Below are 15940 nucleotides of genomic sequence, written 5' to 3'. Positions count from 1 at the left end.
GCGTTTCATGGAACTCACGACTGTCTGGTTCCTCGCGATCGCGGGGTTGTGGATCGGGTATTTCGTGCTGGAGGGCTTCGACTTCGGCGTCGGCATGCTGCTGCGGGTGCTCGGCCGCGACGAGCCCGAACGGCGGGCGGTGATCACCACGATCGGGCCGGTCTGGGACGGCAACGAGGTGTGGCTGATCGTGGCCGGCGGGGCGACGTTCGCGGCGTTCCCGGAGTGGTACGCGACGCTGTTCAGCGGGTTCTACCTGCCGCTGTTCGCGATCTTGGTGGCGCTGATCCTGCGCGGGGTGGCGCTGGAGTACCGCGGCAAGCGCGACGACCTGACCTGGCGCGGCCGGATGGACACCCTGATCACGATCGGGTCGGTCACCCCCGCGTTCTTGTGGGGGCTGACGTTCGCGAACCTGGTCCGCGGCGTCCCGCTGGACGCCTCTCACGAGTACGTCGGCACCTTCGGTGACCTGCTCAGCCCGTTCGCCCTGCTCGGCGCCGCCGCGTTCACCGCGGTCTTCGTCGCCCACGGCGCGATCTTCCTGGCGCTGCGCACGACCGAGGACCTGCGCCACCGCGCGAACCGGCTGGCCACCCGGGCGGGCGTGGTCGCCGCCGTTCTGGTGGTCGCGTTCTTGTGGTGGGCCCAGGCGATCCGCGGCGACACCGCCTCGGTGATCGTCGCGGCCGCCGCGGTGGTTGCCTTGGCCGGCGGCCTGGTCGCGAACCGCGTCCGCCGCGAGGGCTGGGCCTTCATCGGTACCGCGCTCGCGGTCGGGCTGGCCGTGACATCACTGTTCGCCGCGATGTTCCCCGCCGTCATGCCGTCAACACTTGATCCCGTATCAACATTGACCACAGTCAATGCGGCATCAACGCCGTACACGTTGAAGGTGTTGACGATCATTGCCGCGATCTTCCTGCCGCTGGTGCTGCTCTACCAGGGCTGGACCTACTGGGTGTTCCGCAAGCGCGTCACGGTCGAGCCGGTCGCCGTCTCATGAAACCGCTCGATCCGCGGCTGCTGCGCAGAGCGCGGGCCGCCCGGATCTTTCTGGCCGCCTCGGTGCTGATCGGTGTTGCCAGTGGGCTGCTGATCATCGTGCAGGCCGTGCTGCTGGCCCGCGGCATCGCCGGCGCCGTACTGCATGGTGACCCGATCACCGGCGTCGCGTGGGCGCTCGGCGCTGTGGTGGTGGGTCGGGCGTTGCTGGTGTGGGGCCAGGAGGTGGTGGCGCAGCGGGCGGCGGCTGCGGTGAAGTCGACGCTGCGCCGCCAGGTGCTGGAACACTCCCTGAAGCTGGGACCGGTCTGGCTGAGCGGCGAACGCAGCAGCGCCCTGACGACCCTGCTGACCAAAGGACTCGACGACCTCGACCCATACTTCGCCCGCTACCTCCCACAGTTGGTGCTGGCAGCAACCGTCCCCGCCGCGGTGATCGGCTGGATGGCGACCGGCGACCTGATCGCGGCCGGGACGGTGCTGGTCACCCTGCCGCTGATCCCGATCTTCATGGCGTTGATCGGTTGGGCGACCCAGGCGCACAGCAGACGTCGTCAGCACGCGTTGTCCGTCCTGGCCCACCACTTCGCGGACGTCGTCGCCGGACTGCCCACGCTCAAGCTGTTCGGCCGCGCCAAGGCCCAGGAAGCCGCCGTACGACGAGTGACAGACAAGCACCGGGTGGCGTCGATGAGCAGCCTGCGGCTGGCCTTCCTGTCGTCGCTGGCGCTGGAGTTGCTGGCCAGCATCTCGGTGGCACTGGTCGCGGTCGGTGTCGGACTCCGACTGGTCGAAGGCCAGCTCGGACTCGAGACTGCGCTGATGGTGCTGATCCTCGCGCCCGAGGCGTACCTCCCACTGCGACAGGTCGGCATGCACTTCCACGCCAGCGCTGACGGCGTCGCCGCCAGCGAAGAGGTGTTCCGCGTCCTGGAGACACCACTACCCGAGCGAGGCGAGCGGACCGACGTACCTGACCTGCGCGAGACCTCCCTCCACCTGTACGACGTGACAGTGCGGTACCCGGCTCGCGACGAGCCGGCACTCGACGGCTTCGACTTGGATATCCGACCGGGTGAGGTGATTGCACTCACCGGCCCGAGTGGGGCGGGTAAGTCGACAGTGCTGGCTGTTCTGCTCGGGTTCGTCGAGCCGGAGCGCGGTGTGGTGGTTGCCGGTGGGAGTGCGGCCGACGAGTTCGCGCCGACGGTCTGGAGGCAGCAGTTCGCGTGGGTGCCGCAGCGGCCAGGGCTGCGCCTGGGCACAGTCGCGGACAACGTGCGGCTGGGCCGTCCGGGTGCGTCGGACGACGAAGTGCGACTGGCGTTGATCGGCGCCGGGGCGAGTGAGCTCAGTCTCGACAAACCAGTGGGGGAGCAGGGGCAACTCCTGTCGGGCGGGCAACAGCGTCGGGTGGCGTTGGCGCGCGCGTTGATCACGGAGGCGCCGGTGCTGTTGCTGGACGAGCCGACGGCCGGCCTGGACGCGGATGCCGAGGCCGCTGTCGTCGCTGGGCTGCGTGCCACCGGCCGGACAGTGCTGATGATCGCCCACCGGCCGGCGCTGATCGCTGCCGCAGACCGAACAGTCACCGTTGGCGCAAGGGAGCTGGTGAACGCATGAGCGCAGGGAGGGTGGTCGCCGGGGGAGCGCCTGGTGTGGTTGCCGGGGCTGAGGTTTGGGGGCTGGTGCGGCCGCAGGGGCGGGTGTGGGGGCGACTGGGCCTGGCGCTGCTGACAGGGGTGCTGGCGGCGGGATCGGCGGTGGCGTTGCTGGCTACCTCGGCTTGGTTGATCACCACTGCGGCTGCTCAGCCTCCGGTGCTGATCCTGATGGTTGCGATCGTGGCTGTGCGGGCGTTCGGCGTCGGCCGCGGCGTGTTCCGGTACGTCGAGCGGCTGGTGGGGCACGACGCGGCGTACCGGGTGCTGGGGGAGACCCGGGCGCGGATCACCGGACGGCTGGAGAAGCTGGCTCCGGGAGGCCTGAGCTCACGCCGCAAGGGCGATCTCCTCGCGCGACTCGTGCTGGATGTCGACGCGGTGCTCGACCTCTGGTTGCGCGTCCTGCTGCCGGTTGCGGTCGCAGCAGTCACCGCAACAGCAACCGTCGCTCTCCTGGCACTGCTGCTGCCCGCAGCAGGCGTTGCCGTGGCACTGGCAGTCCTCGTCGCGTGCACCGTCGTCCCGTGGCTGACTGCCCAAACCGCCGCCCGGGCTGAGCGGAAGATCGCCGGCGCACGTGGCGAGGTCGCCGCCGCGGCAACCGAGACACTCCTCACCGCAGGTGACGTGGTCGCCTTCAACGCGGTCGACGACGTACTCGACTCCTTCAGCGCCAGCGACGCGAAGCTGGCCGAAGCGGAGCGACGCTCGGCCTGGAGCGCAGGGCTCGGCAGTGCGTTGCTCATGCTGTGCGTCGGCGGCGCGAGCCTGGCCGGGCTGGTGCTCGGCAATACGGCGAACATAACCGGCGCGGTGTTCGCTGTACTCGTCCTGACGCCGCTCGCGCTCGCCGACGTACTCGGAGGCATACCGGCCGCCGCACAGCTCGCCATCCGGGTGCGGGCGTCACTCAGCCGAGTGCAGGAGCTCCTGGACAGTCCCGAGCCAGTGACCGAGCCCGCAACCGCGCTGCCGTTGCCGGACGGGCGCGACCTGGAGGTGAAGCTCCTACGGGTCGGGTACGGCGACGACGACGTACTGGACGGGTTGAGTCTGGACATGCCGGCCGGGAGCCGGGTGGTGATCACCGGGCCGAGCGGTTCGGGGAAGAGCACGTTGGCGGCGGTGCTGCTGCGGTTCCTGGAGCCGCGGGCCGGTGAGGTCCTGCTGGACGGTGTGGACCTCGCGAGGCTCGAAGGGGATCAGGTGCGGTCTGTGGTCGGGCTGCTGACGCAGGAGAGCCACGTGTTTGACACGAGCATCCGGGAGAACCTCCTGCTCGCCAGGCCCGGTGCGAGTGACCTGATGCTGTGGAGAGCGCTGTACCGGGCTCGGCTCGGGGTGTTCGTGGAGAAGCTGCCGGACGGGCTCGACACGATGGTTGGCGAGCACGGTGCGCGTCTGTCGGGCGGTGAGCGCCAGCGGCTCGCGTTCGCCCGGCTACTCCTGGCCGATCGCGACGTACTCGTGCTCGACGAGCCGACGGAGCACCTGGACGAGGAGACCGGCCGGGCACTGCTCGAGGACCTGTTCGCCGCGGCCGGTCGCCGGACCGTGGTGCTCCTCACCCACCGGCCCGAGTTGGTACCTCCTCACGTACCGCGACAGCTGGTGTGCCTGCCGTGACGAATGCGGTTGGCGGGCTGGGTGTCTGTCAAGATGGGGAACCGTGTTGACTCCCCAGCTCGTCGCCCAGCTCGCCGACTCCGTTCTGATCGCCATCATCGTGGCCGCTGTGGTCCTGGTCGCCGGTACCGCCGGACTGGTCGTGACCCGCCGCCGCAAGGCTCAGCTGTCGTCATCCACCCCGCCGGCACCGCTGGAGACCGCCGAGCCGAAGGTCGGCGACGACGCGGAGGAGCCGCGCGACACGCCGACGCGGACACTCGAGGACACCGAGCTCCCCGAGGAGCCGGTCGCGACGATCGAGAAGCCCGAGTCGGCGCAGGGCCGGCTGGTCCGGCTGCGGACCCGGCTGGCGCGGTCGCAGGGCTCGCTCGGCAAGGGGCTGCTCGCGCTGCTCTCGCGGGACAAGCTGGACGAAGAGGCGTGGGAGGACATCGAGACCACCCTCATCACCGCCGACGTCGGTGTGACGCCCACGCAGGAGCTGGTCGAGCGGCTCCGAACCCGGATCCGGGTCGAGGGCGTCGGCGGCGAGCAGGCCCGGCAGATCCTCCGCGAGGAGCTGATCGAGCTGGTCAACCCGTCGCTGGACCGCTCGCTCAAGGTGAGTCGTAAGGACCATCAGCCGGCCGTCGTCCTGGTGGTCGGGGTTAACGGCACCGGCAAGACCACCACAGTGGGCAAGCTCGCCCGGGTCCTGGTCGCCGAGGACAAGCACGTCGTACTGGGTGCGGCGGACACGTTCCGCGCGGCGGCAGCGGACCAGCTGCAGACGTGGGGCGAGCGGGTCGGTGTGCGTACGGTCCGCGGGCCGGAGGGCGGTGACCCGGCCAGCATCGCGTTCGACTCGGTCAAGCAGGGCATCGAGGAGGAGGCGGACGTCGTACTCGTCGACACCGCCGGACGGCTGCACACCAAGACGGGCCTGATGGACGAGCTCGGCAAGGTTAAGCGGGTGATCGAGAAGTCCGCCGAGGTGGACGAGGTGCTGCTCGTCATCGACGCCACCACCGGCCAGAACGGGCTCACCCAGGCCCGGGTGTTCGCCGAGGTCATCAACGTCACCGGTCTGGTCCTGACCAAGCTCGACGGTACGGCGAAGGGCGGCATCGTGATCGCGGTCCAGCGCGAGCTCGGTGTCCCGGTCAAGCTGGTCGGCCTCGGCGAAGGCCCGGACGACCTGGCCCCGTTCGACCCCGAGCAGTTCGTCGACGCGCTGCTCGACTGAGGTCTCGTTTGTCCTGGGAGATATCTGGTACCCAGGGAGGATGACACGACCGAGGATCGTCATCGTCGGGGCCGGGTTTGCGGGGTACAACGCGGCGAAGACGCTGTGCCGGCTGGCCCGTGGGCGGGCCGACATCGTGGTGGTCAACTCCACGGACTACTTCCTGTACGTGCCGTTGCTGCCCGAGGTGGCGAGCGGGATCCTCGAGCCGCGCCGGCTGACCGTGTCGATCGCCGACACGTTGCCCGACGTACGCCTGGTGCTCGGTGAGGTGGACGGGCTCGACCTGGATCATCGGAAGGTCCGGTACGCCGATCCGGTCGACAGACGCGAGGAGATCCACTACGACCGCCTCGTCATCGCCGCAGGCAGTGTGAACAAGCTGCTGCCCATCCCCGGCGTCACGGAGTACGCGCACGGCTTCCGCGGCATCCCCGAGGCCGTGTTCCTCCGCGACCACCTGACCCAGCAGGTCGAGCTGGCCGACGCCACCGACAACATGGCCGAGCGGAACGCGCTCTGCACCTTCGTAGTCGTCGGAGCCGGCTACACGGGCACTGAGGTGGCCGCACACGGTGTGCTCTACACAGAGCTCCTCAAGAAGCGCCGGCCACGTCTGCGCCACCAGCGGATGCGCTGGATGCTCTTGGACATCGCCGACCGGGTCCTGCCCGAGCTGGACGAGCGATTGTCGCGTACGGCGGACAAGGTGCTGAACGAGCGTGGTGTCGAGGTACTGATGGGCAGATCGGTCGAGGAGGCCATGCACAACGGCGTACGGCTCACCGACAAGTCATTCGTACCGACACACTCGCTCATCTGGTGTGTCGGCGTACGGCCGGATCCCATGGTCGACGGACTGGGTCTCAAGACGCAGAAGGGCCGCCTGCTCGTCGACGAGTACCTGAACGTGCCGGATCGTCCCGAGGTGTTCGCCTGCGGTGACGCGGCGGCTGTGCCGGACCTGACGAGGCCGGGCGAGCTCACACCGATGACAGCGCAGCACGCCGAGCGCCAGGGCAAGCGAGCGGCCAAGAACGTCGCGGCCGGCTTCGGGACCGGTGAGCGGCGGCCGTACGTCCACAACGACCTCGGGTTCGTCGTGGACCTCGGTGGCACCCAGGCAGCGGCCAACCCGCTGCACGTCCCGCTCTCCGGCCTCCCGGCGACGGTGGTGACACGCGGCTACCACCTGCTCTCCATGCCCGGTAACCGTGTCCGCACTGCCACTGACTGGCTGTACGACGCCGTACTGCGGCGCCAGACCACCCAGCTCGGTGTCATCCCCGCGGCCGACGTACCACTGGAGACCGCGAGCCCGGAGCGCACCAGAAAGCACTGAAGAAGGATGTAGAGAACTGCGTGCCGGTCTCGTCCTCCGGGTGACAAGGCCCCAGGATGGGGCCGGAGGAGGAGATGACATGACCAGGTTCCTGCTGTTGGTGAACCTCGACGGCGGCAACGTCGACACTCCGATGCTGGAGTGGGACGAGGCCGACATGAAGGCGCACATGCAATTCCTGAACGACCACCTGGCGGGGCTGCGGGAGAGCGGCGAACTGGTGGAGGCCCAGGCGCTCAGGTGGCCCAAGCACGCCAAGGTGGTCCGTGCGGCCAGCGTGAACGCGCCGGTGGTGACCGACGGTCCGTACGCCGAGTCCAAGGAGATCCTGGCCGGCTACGAGATGATCGACGTCGAGTCGGAGGAGCGGGCGCTCGAGATCGCGGCCGAGCTCTCCAGTGTGCCAGGACCCGGTGGGGTGCCGACTCAGCAGCCGATCGAGGTCCGCCGGGTGATGGACGGCGACACGGACCTCTACGACGTGTGACCAGCACAAACACCGAGGACCTGCTGCGTGAGCTCACGCCGCAGGTCCTCGGCGCGGTCGTCCGGTGGTCCGGCGACTTCGCCGCGGCCGAGGACGCTGTCCAGGAGGCCCTGCTGGCCGCCGCGACCACGTGGCCGCGCGACAGTAGGCCGGACAACCCGAAGGCGTGGCTGATCCAGACCGCGTCGCGACGCCTGATCGACGAGGTCAGGCAGGAGCAGGCCCGGCGTCGCCGCGAGGAGCGGGCCGCACTGCGCGACGTACGGCCCGAGGACGTCGAGGAGCAGGACGACACGCTGCGGCTGCTGTTCCTCTGTTGTCATCCGACGCTCACGCCGGCCTCCGCGATCGCATTGACGTTGCGCGCGGTCGGCGGCCTCACCACCGCCGAGATCGCCCGGGCCTACTTGGTGCCTGAGGCAACGATGGCGCAGCGGATCAGCCGGGCGAAGCAGCGGATCAAGGGCGCTTCCTTCGAGCTGGACGCCAGCGAGGAGCGACTGCACAACGTGCTGCACGTGCTCTACCTGATGTTCAACGAGGGCTACACGAGCACCAGCGGTCCAGAACTGCACCGCAGTGACCTGTCCGGTGAGGCGATCCGTCTGATCCGCACTGTGCACGCGCTACTGCCTGACAACGGCCAGGTGACCGGACTGCTCGCACTGATGCTGCTCAACGACGCACGCCGGGCAGCACGCACCGGCAGCGCGGGGCAGCTGATCCCACTGGCAGAGCAGGACCGCACGCGGTGGAACAAGGGCTACATCACCGAAGGCGTCGCCCTGGCGGTAGAAGCCTTCAGTACGCCGCCACTGGGCGAGTACCAACTGCAAGCCGCGATAGCCGCGCTGCACGACGAGGTGGACCGTCCGGAGGACACCGACTGGCCGCAGATCCTCGCGCTGTACGGCCTGCTGGAGAATCTGTCCGGCAACCCGATGGTGAAGCTCAACCGAGCCATCGCAGCGGCCATGGTGCAAGGCCCTGACGCCGGTCTGAAGCTCCTGGAGCCGCTGGACAAGGAGTTGGAAGGTCACTACCGCCTGGACGCCGTACGCGGGCACCTGTACGAGATGCGCGGCGACACAGAGGTCGCCGCGCACCACTTCCGCGAGGCCGCCCGCCGGACGACGAGCCTGCCGGAACGGAACTACCTGACCACGAAAGCGGCCGCGCTCAGATCGGGCGGCGATGACCGGCCGCCGGCCGGGAATCGCGGATAGCGTCGGCCGTGTCGGTGGACAGGTCGGTCCACCACTGGATCTCCTCGTGGGTGGTCGGCTGCTGCGAACTCTGCGGGTCCTGCGGCACCTTCGGTAGCTGACCGAGTCGCTCCACCTGCTCCGCGAGGGCGTCCAGGACGGACCTGAGCTGGACATGGGCTACCTGCGTGAAGGTGCGGACGTACTCGAGCTCGGCCACCTGCGCGTCGCTGGGCGGTAGGTGCTTGACCGCACTCTCCACCGAGTCGCGTGCCTGCTCCAGTGCGTCCCGCTGCTGACCGCGGGCCGACTCCACCAGATCCTTCGCGTACTGCTCGGCCTCGGCGACGAGGTTGTCCGCGATCTGCTGGGCCTGGCTGAGCAACCCGACGGCGTGCGCGGTGATGTGAGCGCGCTGATCGGCGTCAGGGGTGCTGCTCCGGAGCCGCTCGACCTCGGCCCTGAGCTCGGCCCGGTCCGCGTCGGCATACTCGATCTGTTCGGCCAGCTCGTTCAGGTACGCCGCCACGTCGTCCGGGTCCAGGCCCCGGCGCCGCGAACGAAAGGTCTGGTGCCTGATCGCGTACGGGGACTGGGTGGGTCTCCGGGCGAACGGATCTTCGCGCGTCACTGCTGGCCCCCTGCCGAGGTCGTGGTCCCGAGGGACTCGGTGCGGATGTCGGCCGCCGGGACACCGGCTCCGGTGAGTTCTTCGACGGTCTGCCGGACCATGCCGGGGGAACCGCACACCAGGGCGGTACGGCCCGACCACGGCCCGTGGTCCGCCGCGACCGACCCGACCGGCCCGCGCGGGCCCGGGTACGACCTGTCGTCGGAGACGACGCCGGTGTAGCTGAACCACGGTCGCTGGGTGAGGCTGTTGAGTGTCTTGTGCTCGTAGAGGTTCCACGGCATGCGCGCACCGTGGAACAGGTGCACCCGCGGTACCACGGCCGGTGGCGTGCGCCGGTCGAGCTGTTCGAGCATCGCCCGGAACGGCGCGAGCCCGGTCCCACCGGCCACCATCAGGATGTCCTGGCCGTTGTCGGGCAGCTTCAGGCTGTCGCCGACCGGAGCGCCGATGCGGACCGGGTCACCTCGCTTGAGCGAACGCACGGCGGGCCCACTGACCTGGCCGCCGGGGACCAGTCCGATGTGCAGTTCGAAGGAGCCGTCCTCGCGCGGCGCGCTGGCCGGGCTGTAGTACCGCCAGCGCCGGGGCCGATACGGAATCTCCAGCGCGACGGACTGTCCGGGCTGGTAATCGAGGGGCTTGTCCGGCCGGATCTGCACGATCGTCACGTCCATCGTGCGTCGATCGACCCCGAGGACCTCGCCGGCCCACCACGCGGGGCTGTCCTCCGCCGACTCCTCGGCAGCCTGGACCATCACGGTCGCGACCAGGCCGTACGCCTCGGCCCAGTCCGCCGCCAACTCCGCGGTCCAGGCGGCGCCGAGGAAGTGCTGCAAGGTCGCGAGCAGCGACGCCCCGACCGCTGAGTAATGCTCGGCGACCGCACCGAACCGGCGGTGGTCCCGGCCGAGTTGCTGCAGGACGGGCACGACCTGGTCGAGCTGTGACGCGTTGCTGACCACGGCACCGAGCGCGCCGACCAGCTTGTCCCGCTGGTGGGCCATGGAGACCGGGAACATCTCCCGGACCTCCGGATGGGACAGGAACAGGTGTGAGTAGAAGAACAACGGCACCTCGTCGCCCGACTTCGCGACCAAGGCCCAGCTGCTCTTCAGTGCTGCCGGGTCCATCCCCGGCTCAGTGCACGGCGACGATGTCGTCCTGGGTCGCTCCCAGTGCCGTCACCACGCGCCCGACGATGTCGGCCGGCACCTCGTGCGCCTCCAACGCGTCGACCAGGTGCACGACCACCTTGCCGAAGTCGTCGCCGGTGATCCCGCGGCCCTGGTGTGCCTGCGCCAGGTCGGCGCCCTCGTACGACACCGGACCACCCATCACCTGCGAGACCAACTGCACCTGGTGCCGCTTGAGCCTGGCCAGATCGGTGTCTGCGAAGTAACCGGCGAGCTGCGGATCACCAAGCACCTTCTGGTAGAAGAGATCCACAACCGAAGCGATCGCCGGACCACCGCCGACCGCCGCGTAATCGCTGCTTCCCCCGCTGCTGCCCTGTGCCTGCTCGACCACGGCGCAACCATCTCCAAGTCCTCGAAATCGGTCCCCGAGCGGTGACGATCTGAGCACTCTGCGGCGTGCCGGGTCAAGCTTTTGGCGAAGATTTGTCACGATTCGTTCGATCTTCCGATAAGCCGTTGACACTGCGGCCCGGCCTTGTGAGAGTTGTTAGCCGCTGTGTCCAGCGAAGGTTGCCGAAGGCAATTATCAGGGTCATCGGTACTGCGCGAACGCCGCGTCGATGTCGTCATCCGTTGCCAAGAGCAACCGAAGCAGAACGCGCGCCTTGTAGGGGTCCAGGAAGCCGCCGTCGATCAGTCCACGCTGCAGCAGGTCGGACTCCGACCCCACCGACGTGTACGTGTTCCGCAGTACCGAACCACCGCCGGTCCGCGACGTCAGCACCACCGGCATCGCAGCAGCCAGCTCACCCAGCACAGGGGCGAGCGCAGACGGCACGTGGCCCACACCGAACCCTGCAACGACCAGACCTTGGTGGGTGTCCGCCAAGCCCTGCAGCAGCAGGCCGTCGTCGTCCATCGTCACCGTGTACAGCGCCACCCGGGTCGCATCGAGCTCAGCCGGCTCAGCCCTGCCGTGTACGCCGTCCAGCCGCAGCGGACGGGTGAGGATGCGGACCCGGTCCTCGACCACCTGGCCGATCGGACCGGTGTTGGGCGATACGAACGTCGCCGTACTGGTGCTGTGGGTCTTACGTACCCACCGGGCCGCGTGGATCTCCTCCTTGAACACGACCAGTGCACCGAGGTCGCGGGCCGAAGGGGAGCAGGCAACGCGTACGGCGGCCAGGAGGTTGGCCGGACCGTCAGGACCGGCCAGAGTCGGGTTGCGCATCGCACCGGTGAGGACGAACGGCTGCGGGTGCGGCCACATCTGGTCGACGAGGAAGGCGGTCTCTTCGAGGTTGTCGGTGCCCTGAGTGACCACGACACCGGTGGCACCGTCCGAAACGGCCTTCGACGCGGCGTCGACCACGTCGAGCATCTTCGAGGCGGTCAGGTTGGCACTGGGCACCTTCTCGACGTCCTGGATCTCGACGGCGTGACCGACCTCGGCCAGCCCTGGCACGGCCGCGGTGAGGTCGTCACCGGTGAGCCGGTGGTTGCCGGCCATCGAGATGGTGCCGCCCAGCGTGAACAACGCGACGCTCACAACCGTTCCTCCTCCGGATCGAACGGGCGCAGGCTACCGGGTGCGGGCGCGCACATGCATCCGCTCGCCCTGCGGGCCGTACAGACACAACATCTCGGCCGGACCCGGCCCAGGATTGCCGAACCAGTGCGGCACCCGGGTGTCGAACTCCGCCACCTCTCCCTCGGCCAGCACGAAGTCCTTGTCGCCGAGCACCAACCGGATCCGCCCCGACAGCACGTAGACCCAGTCGTACCCCTCGTGCGTCTTCTGCTCGACGTCACCGCCCGGCCAGCCCTCCGGCACGATCTGCTTGAACGCCTGCAGCCCACCCGGTCGCCGGGACAGCGGAATGTGCACGACGCCGTGGCGCGTGATCGGCTTCGCGTGGATCCGCGGATCACCCGTCGGCGGCGCGTCCACCAGCTCGTCCAGCTGCACCTGGTGCGCACGGGCGAGCGGCAGCAACAGCTCCAGCGTCGGGCGCCGCTGCCCGGACTCGAGCCGAGACAGCGTGCTCACCGAGATCCCGGTCGACTCGGACAGCTGGGCCAGTGTCGTCTTCCGCTCGGCCCGCAGCATCCGCAGCCGCGGTCCGACCGCCTCGAGGACGTCGTCGAAGGAATCCATGTTGCCATTGTGGCAAAGAAAGTTGTCGAAAACGAAGGCCGGCGCGGATCCTCGAGTTACCGAGCGAAGGAGTCCGAGAGATGAAGAAGTACGACGTGATCGTGGTCGGCGGGGGAGCCGCCGGGCTGAGTGGTGCGCTGGCGCTGGTGCGGTCGCGCCGGTCGGTGCTGGTCGTCGACGACGGTACGCCGCGCAATGCCCCGGCCGAGGGGGTCCACAACTACCTGACCCGCGACGGCGTCCCACCGGCCGAGCTGTACGCGATCGGCCGCCAGGAGGTCGCCGGGTACGGCGGTGAGTTCGCGACCGGCACCGTGACAGCGGTCCGCCGGGACGAACTGTTCACAGTCGAGCTTGCGAACGGTACGACGTACCAGGGCCGGCGGTTGCTGGTGACGACCGGGCTGACCGACGTGCTGCCCGACGTACGTGGGCTGACTGAGCGGTGGGGGCGGGACGTGCTGCACTGCCCGTACTGCCACGGGTGGGAAGTGCGTGACCAGGCGATCGGCATCCTCGCGACCAGCGGGATGGCGACGTTCCAAGCGCTGCTGTTCCGGCAGTTGAGCGACGACGTGACCCTGTTCCTGCACACTGCGCCGGAGCCGACCGAGGAGCAGTGGGAGCAGCTCGCAGCTCGCGGAATCTCCGTAGTGCAAGGGAAAGTCGAGCAGCTGGAGGTAGAGAACGACAAGCTGACCGGTGTGCGGCTGGAGGGCGGCACAGTCATCCCACGCCAGGCGCTGGCCGTGCAGACCAGCATGCGTGCGCGTGCGAGCTTCCTGATCGACCTGGGTCTCGAGATCGTCGAACAGGAGACGAACGGTCTGGCGACGAGCACAGTCGTGGCGGCCGACCTACAGGGTGCGACCTCCGTGCCCGGCGTCTTCGTCGCGGGCAACGTGACCGACGCCCGGGCAACGGTGATGCCGGCTGCCGCGGCGGGTTTGACCGCCGCCGGAGGTATCAATGCTGATCTGATCGCGGAAGAGACCCGCCTGGCGGTGGCCGCGCGCAGTAGTTGAGGAGTTGAATAGGGGCGGGAGGGTGGATGCAGGAATCGGTCGACCCGGACTTCGCCTCGTATGTCGACGCGCGGCAGGGCAGATGGCTCCGTACGGCGTACCTCGTGTACGGCGATCTGGAGCGAGCTGAGGACGCACTGCTGCACGCCTTCACCCGGCTGGCGCTGTCCTGGGTCAAGGTGGACGACCCGGACGCGTTCGTCCAGCGGCTGCTCTACCAACCGGCCCTGGTCCGGTGGAACCGGGTGAAGGCGTTCCCGGACGAGGATGACCCGGTCAAGCTCGCGCTGGCCGAGCTGACTCCCGCCCAGCGCGCTGTGTTCGTGCTGCTGCACCTCGAGGAGCTCACCGAGTTCGAGGTGGCCGACGTCCTCAACCTGTCCCACTCCACCGTCCACGGACACGGACTCACCGCGCTCAGTCGCTTCCGTACGGCGCTCGGTGCGGGCGACTGGCGGGACGCGGGAGAACCGCGATGAGGCGCGAGGACATCCCGCCGCTGCTCTACCGGGCTGCCGACCGGATGCCAGAGCCTGACCTGGCCGACGCGGCCTGGGCCGGTGGACTGGCAACCAGGCGCCGTCGGCGTCGCACCATCGTGATCAGCTTGCTGACTGTCCTGGGCATCGCCGTGGGCGCGGCGATCGGAGTCGGAGTCAGCGGGAGCCGGAACGCCGAGCTCATCCCGCCACCGACCACACCGACGCTCCCGCCCGGCTATGTCCCACCGGCCGGGCAGATCGCCGGGATCGACTACTGGGTCGCGCCACCCGCCGGCAGTGAGCGATTCCTCGACCGGGTCTACACACCGCTCGGCGACCGCCTGCGGCTGCCGGACGACCCGGAGCCGCTGTCCGAGCACCCGATCGAGAACCTGGCCGCAGTGGTGCTCGAGGAGCGAGGCGGCCGGTACGACGCGCTCCTGCTCGGTGCCGACTCGACCTGGGCGCGTGCCGACCTGCAACTGCGCCCGATCCGCACCGGATCGCCGCTGAGCTCAGGCGCGATCTCGCCCGACGGGCGGTTCGCGGCCTTCCCACAGCCGGGCGAACTGGTCACCGTCGACGTGACGACCGCCGAGGTCTTCCGCTTCACCCTGCCCAGTCAGGAGCTCAGCAGCGTGTCCTGGCTGTCGAGCGCCGAGCGCATCCTGGTGAGCGGCCCCAATGTGGCCTATCGCGTCGTGGTCGGCGAGGGCGGTGACGGTGAGAGATCGGTGACCGCGATCCCGTCGGCCAGGAATCCCGCGTCGATCACAGCGCCGTACCGGATCGACAGCTATGCCGTGCTCCGGTACCTGGTCAACGGCGAGTACTCGGTCGACAGCGAGCTGCAACTGCCGGTCCGGACCTGGGTCGGCCAGACCTTCTCGACGTACACGATGGCGGCCCGGCTGTTCGTCGCGAACGACATCCAGCAGGTGCCGACCAAGTCCTCTCAGCCACAGGTCGTGGCGGCCATCTCCACCCTGCGCGCACTGCCCAGCAGCCTGCTGGTCCTGGGGGAGACCGACCGCAGCACCCCCGCGATGGACCCGCAGGGCGTCCGGGAGCCCGGCTGCTGCGCCGTACTGGGCTGGTACGACGAGTACAAGCCGATGATCCAGGTCCGTGGCTGGGTGCTCGCCTGGGACGTCCGCACCGGCAAGGTGGAGCGCGTCACGGAGCTAGACGTCGACGGGGTCGCGCTCGGGCCCGGGGTCCGGCCCTGACTGCTCCAGGATGCAGCGCATGGTGAACGTCAGCAGGCGGTCCGCGTCCTCGGGCGTCGGCATCGGCTCACCGGTCAGCGCACGGATGACGAACACGCCGGCCAGCCACTGCACCATCAGCGCCGTGTCCACGTTGCTCCGGATCGGTTCACCGCGGGCGCGGGCCCGGTCCAGCGCAGCCTCGGTCAGCTGGATCCGCCGCTCCAGGAAGGCGCGGTAGATCGCCGCCGACCGCTCGTCGCGCGTCGCCTCCGACACCGCCAGGCGGATCAGAGCCAGCCCTTCTTTGCTGTTCACGAACGTCAGAGCATCGGTGTAGACCTGGCGCAGGTCGCCCTCGATCGACCCGGTGTCGGCATCCGGGATCTCGATGTCGAACAGGTCGGCCAGGGCGTCGTTGGCCAGTTGCTCCTTGCTCACCCAGCGTCGGTAGATCGTCGCCTTGCCCACTCCAGCGGCTTCGGCGACGTCGTCCACCGTCATTCCGTCGAACCCTCGCTCCAGCAGCAGCTGGACGGCGTACCGGCGGATCCTCGGCTCCGCGTCCGGGTCCCGTGGCCTGCCGCGGCGCGGCGTCACCCCGTGGTTGGTCCCCATTTCGTGTTCCCCAGCTCGGACGGGTGCAGTGGCGCGGCTGCGGGCCCGTGTGGTCCAGGCCAGAGTGCCACAACTTCGCCGATGTCACGCCGATGTCACCTGAACGCCCGGTTTGTCAC

16 protein-coding genes are annotated in these 15940 nt (G+C 69.1%); 10 read left to right on the top strand and 6 right to left on the bottom strand.

Annotated features, from left to right (window positions below; genetic code table 11):
• Window positions 1–7 precede the first annotated feature (7 nt).
• The 7 genes from cydB to ACGFIF_RS22705 all read left to right on the top strand — a co-directional run bounded on the left by cydB (window position 8) and on the right by ACGFIF_RS22705 (window position 8578).
• Window positions 8–1006, top strand: a complete 999-nt coding sequence (gene cydB, locus ACGFIF_RS22735) for a cytochrome d ubiquinol oxidase subunit II (protein WP_393157036.1) — start codon at window positions 8–10, stop codon at window positions 1004–1006.
• Window positions 1003–2628, top strand: a complete 1626-nt coding sequence (gene cydD, locus ACGFIF_RS22730) for a thiol reductant ABC exporter subunit CydD (protein ID WP_393157035.1) — start codon at window positions 1003–1005, stop codon at window positions 2626–2628. The genes cydB and cydD overlap by 4 nt, the downstream gene beginning before the upstream one ends.
• The gene (gene cydC / locus ACGFIF_RS22725; RefSeq protein ID WP_393157033.1) at window positions 2625–4295 is read left to right on the top strand and encodes a thiol reductant ABC exporter subunit CydC; all 1671 of its coding nucleotides are present in this window, start codon (window positions 2625–2627) and stop codon (window positions 4293–4295) included. Before cydD ends, cydC begins: the two co-directional genes overlap by 4 nt.
• A 43-nt stretch (window positions 4296–4338) precedes the next feature.
• Complete coding sequence (gene ftsY, locus ACGFIF_RS22720; RefSeq protein WP_393157032.1) at window positions 4339–5523, top strand: signal recognition particle-docking protein FtsY; 1185 nt, start codon at window positions 4339–4341, stop codon at window positions 5521–5523.
• Between the two features lie 40 nt (window positions 5524–5563).
• The gene (locus tag ACGFIF_RS22715) at window positions 5564–6865 is read left to right on the top strand and encodes an NAD(P)/FAD-dependent oxidoreductase (RefSeq protein ID WP_393157031.1); all 1302 of its coding nucleotides are present in this window, start codon (window positions 5564–5566) and stop codon (window positions 6863–6865) included.
• 79 nt (window positions 6866–6944) lie between these two features.
• Complete coding sequence (locus ACGFIF_RS22710; RefSeq protein WP_393157029.1) at window positions 6945–7352, top strand: YciI family protein; 408 nt, start codon at window positions 6945–6947, stop codon at window positions 7350–7352.
• On the top strand, window positions 7349–8578 hold the full coding sequence (locus tag ACGFIF_RS22705; protein ID WP_393157027.1) for an RNA polymerase sigma factor: 1230 nt from the start codon (window positions 7349–7351) through the stop codon (window positions 8576–8578). Before ACGFIF_RS22710 ends, ACGFIF_RS22705 begins: the two co-directional genes overlap by 4 nt.
• Here ACGFIF_RS22705 and ACGFIF_RS22700 read toward each other — a convergent pair.
• From ACGFIF_RS22700 to ACGFIF_RS22680, 5 genes are all read right to left on the bottom strand, one after another.
• A complete protein-coding gene (locus ACGFIF_RS22700) occupies window positions 8532–9188 on the bottom strand; it encodes a DivIVA domain-containing protein (RefSeq protein WP_393157026.1) in 657 nt (218 codons plus the stop codon). The two genes, ACGFIF_RS22705 and ACGFIF_RS22700, sit on opposite strands and share 47 nt — an antisense overlap.
• A complete protein-coding gene (locus tag ACGFIF_RS22695; protein WP_393157025.1) occupies window positions 9185–10321 on the bottom strand; it encodes a globin domain-containing protein in 1137 nt (378 codons plus the stop codon). Before ACGFIF_RS22695 ends, ACGFIF_RS22700 begins: the two co-directional genes overlap by 4 nt.
• 7 nt (window positions 10322–10328) lie before the next feature.
• A complete protein-coding gene (locus ACGFIF_RS22690; protein ID WP_393157023.1) occupies window positions 10329–10718 on the bottom strand; it encodes a group 1 truncated hemoglobin in 390 nt (129 codons plus the stop codon).
• Window positions 10719–10919: 201 nt separating this feature from the next.
• Window positions 10920–11879, bottom strand: a complete 960-nt coding sequence (locus ACGFIF_RS22685; RefSeq protein WP_393157021.1) for an asparaginase — start codon at window positions 11877–11879, stop codon at window positions 10920–10922.
• Window positions 11880–11912: 33 nt separating this feature from the next.
• Window positions 11913–12488 carry a helix-turn-helix domain-containing protein gene (locus ACGFIF_RS22680; RefSeq protein ID WP_393157020.1) on the bottom strand — a complete coding sequence of 192 codons (576 nt, stop codon included), beginning with the start codon at window positions 12486–12488 and terminating at the stop codon, window positions 11913–11915.
• 80 nt (window positions 12489–12568) lie between these two features.
• On the opposite strand from ACGFIF_RS22680, the gene ACGFIF_RS22675 reads away from it, so the two are divergent.
• Genes ACGFIF_RS22675 through ACGFIF_RS22665 form a run of 3 tightly spaced genes read left to right on the top strand, consistent with a single transcriptional unit; the run spans window position 12569 to window position 15224 of the window.
• Window positions 12569–13513, top strand: a complete 945-nt coding sequence (locus tag ACGFIF_RS22675; protein ID WP_393157019.1) for an NAD(P)/FAD-dependent oxidoreductase — start codon at window positions 12569–12571, stop codon at window positions 13511–13513.
• 26 nt (window positions 13514–13539) lie between these two features.
• Window positions 13540–13992, top strand: coding sequence for a sigma factor-like helix-turn-helix DNA-binding protein (locus ACGFIF_RS22670; RefSeq protein WP_393157018.1), 453 nt, complete (start codon window positions 13540–13542; stop codon window positions 13990–13992).
• Entirely contained in the window at window positions 13989–15224 is a 1236-nt protein-coding gene (locus tag ACGFIF_RS22665) for a hypothetical protein (RefSeq protein ID WP_393157016.1), read from the top strand. The genes ACGFIF_RS22670 and ACGFIF_RS22665 overlap by 4 nt, the downstream gene beginning before the upstream one ends.
• Here ACGFIF_RS22665 and ACGFIF_RS22660 read toward each other — a convergent pair.
• A complete protein-coding gene (locus ACGFIF_RS22660) occupies window positions 15180–15821 on the bottom strand; it encodes a TetR/AcrR family transcriptional regulator (RefSeq protein WP_393157015.1) in 642 nt (213 codons plus the stop codon). The two genes, ACGFIF_RS22665 and ACGFIF_RS22660, sit on opposite strands and share 45 nt — an antisense overlap.
• Window positions 15822–15940: the final 119 nt, after the last annotated feature.

Source organism: Kribbella sp. NPDC049174 (genome assembly GCF_043197365.1).
Taxonomy (GTDB): Bacteria; Actinomycetota; Actinomycetes; order Propionibacteriales; family Kribbellaceae; genus Kribbella.
Note: the sequence above shows the minus strand (reverse complement) of the source record. Positions and strands in the feature narration are given on the sequence as shown.

Coding starts and splice junctions, on each gene's coding strand:
- ACGFIF_RS22660 (WP_393157015.1), bottom strand. CDS start 15,821: ATGGGGACCAACCACGGGGTGACGCCGCGCCGCGGCAGGCCACGGGAC.
- ACGFIF_RS22680 (WP_393157020.1), bottom strand. CDS start 12,488: ATGGATTCCTTCGACGACGTCCTCGAGGCGGTCGGACCGCGGCTGCGG.
- ACGFIF_RS22695 (WP_393157025.1), bottom strand. CDS start 10,321: ATGGACCCGGCAGCACTGAAGAGCAGCTGGGCCTTGGTCGCGAAGTCG.
- ACGFIF_RS22670 (WP_393157018.1), top strand. CDS start 13,540: ATGCAGGAATCGGTCGACCCGGACTTCGCCTCGTATGTCGACGCGCGG.
- ACGFIF_RS22675 (WP_393157019.1), top strand. CDS start 12,569: ATGAAGAAGTACGACGTGATCGTGGTCGGCGGGGGAGCCGCCGGGCTG.
- ACGFIF_RS22710 (WP_393157029.1), top strand. CDS start 6,945: ATGACCAGGTTCCTGCTGTTGGTGAACCTCGACGGCGGCAACGTCGAC.
- cydC (WP_393157033.1), top strand. CDS start 2,625: ATGAGCGCAGGGAGGGTGGTCGCCGGGGGAGCGCCTGGTGTGGTTGCC.
- cydD (WP_393157035.1), top strand. CDS start 1,003: ATGAAACCGCTCGATCCGCGGCTGCTGCGCAGAGCGCGGGCCGCCCGG.
- ACGFIF_RS22665 (WP_393157016.1), top strand. CDS start 13,989: ATGAGGCGCGAGGACATCCCGCCGCTGCTCTACCGGGCTGCCGACCGG.
- cydB (WP_393157036.1), top strand. CDS start 8: ATGGAACTCACGACTGTCTGGTTCCTCGCGATCGCGGGGTTGTGGATC.
- ACGFIF_RS22715 (WP_393157031.1), top strand. CDS start 5,564: ATGACACGACCGAGGATCGTCATCGTCGGGGCCGGGTTTGCGGGGTAC.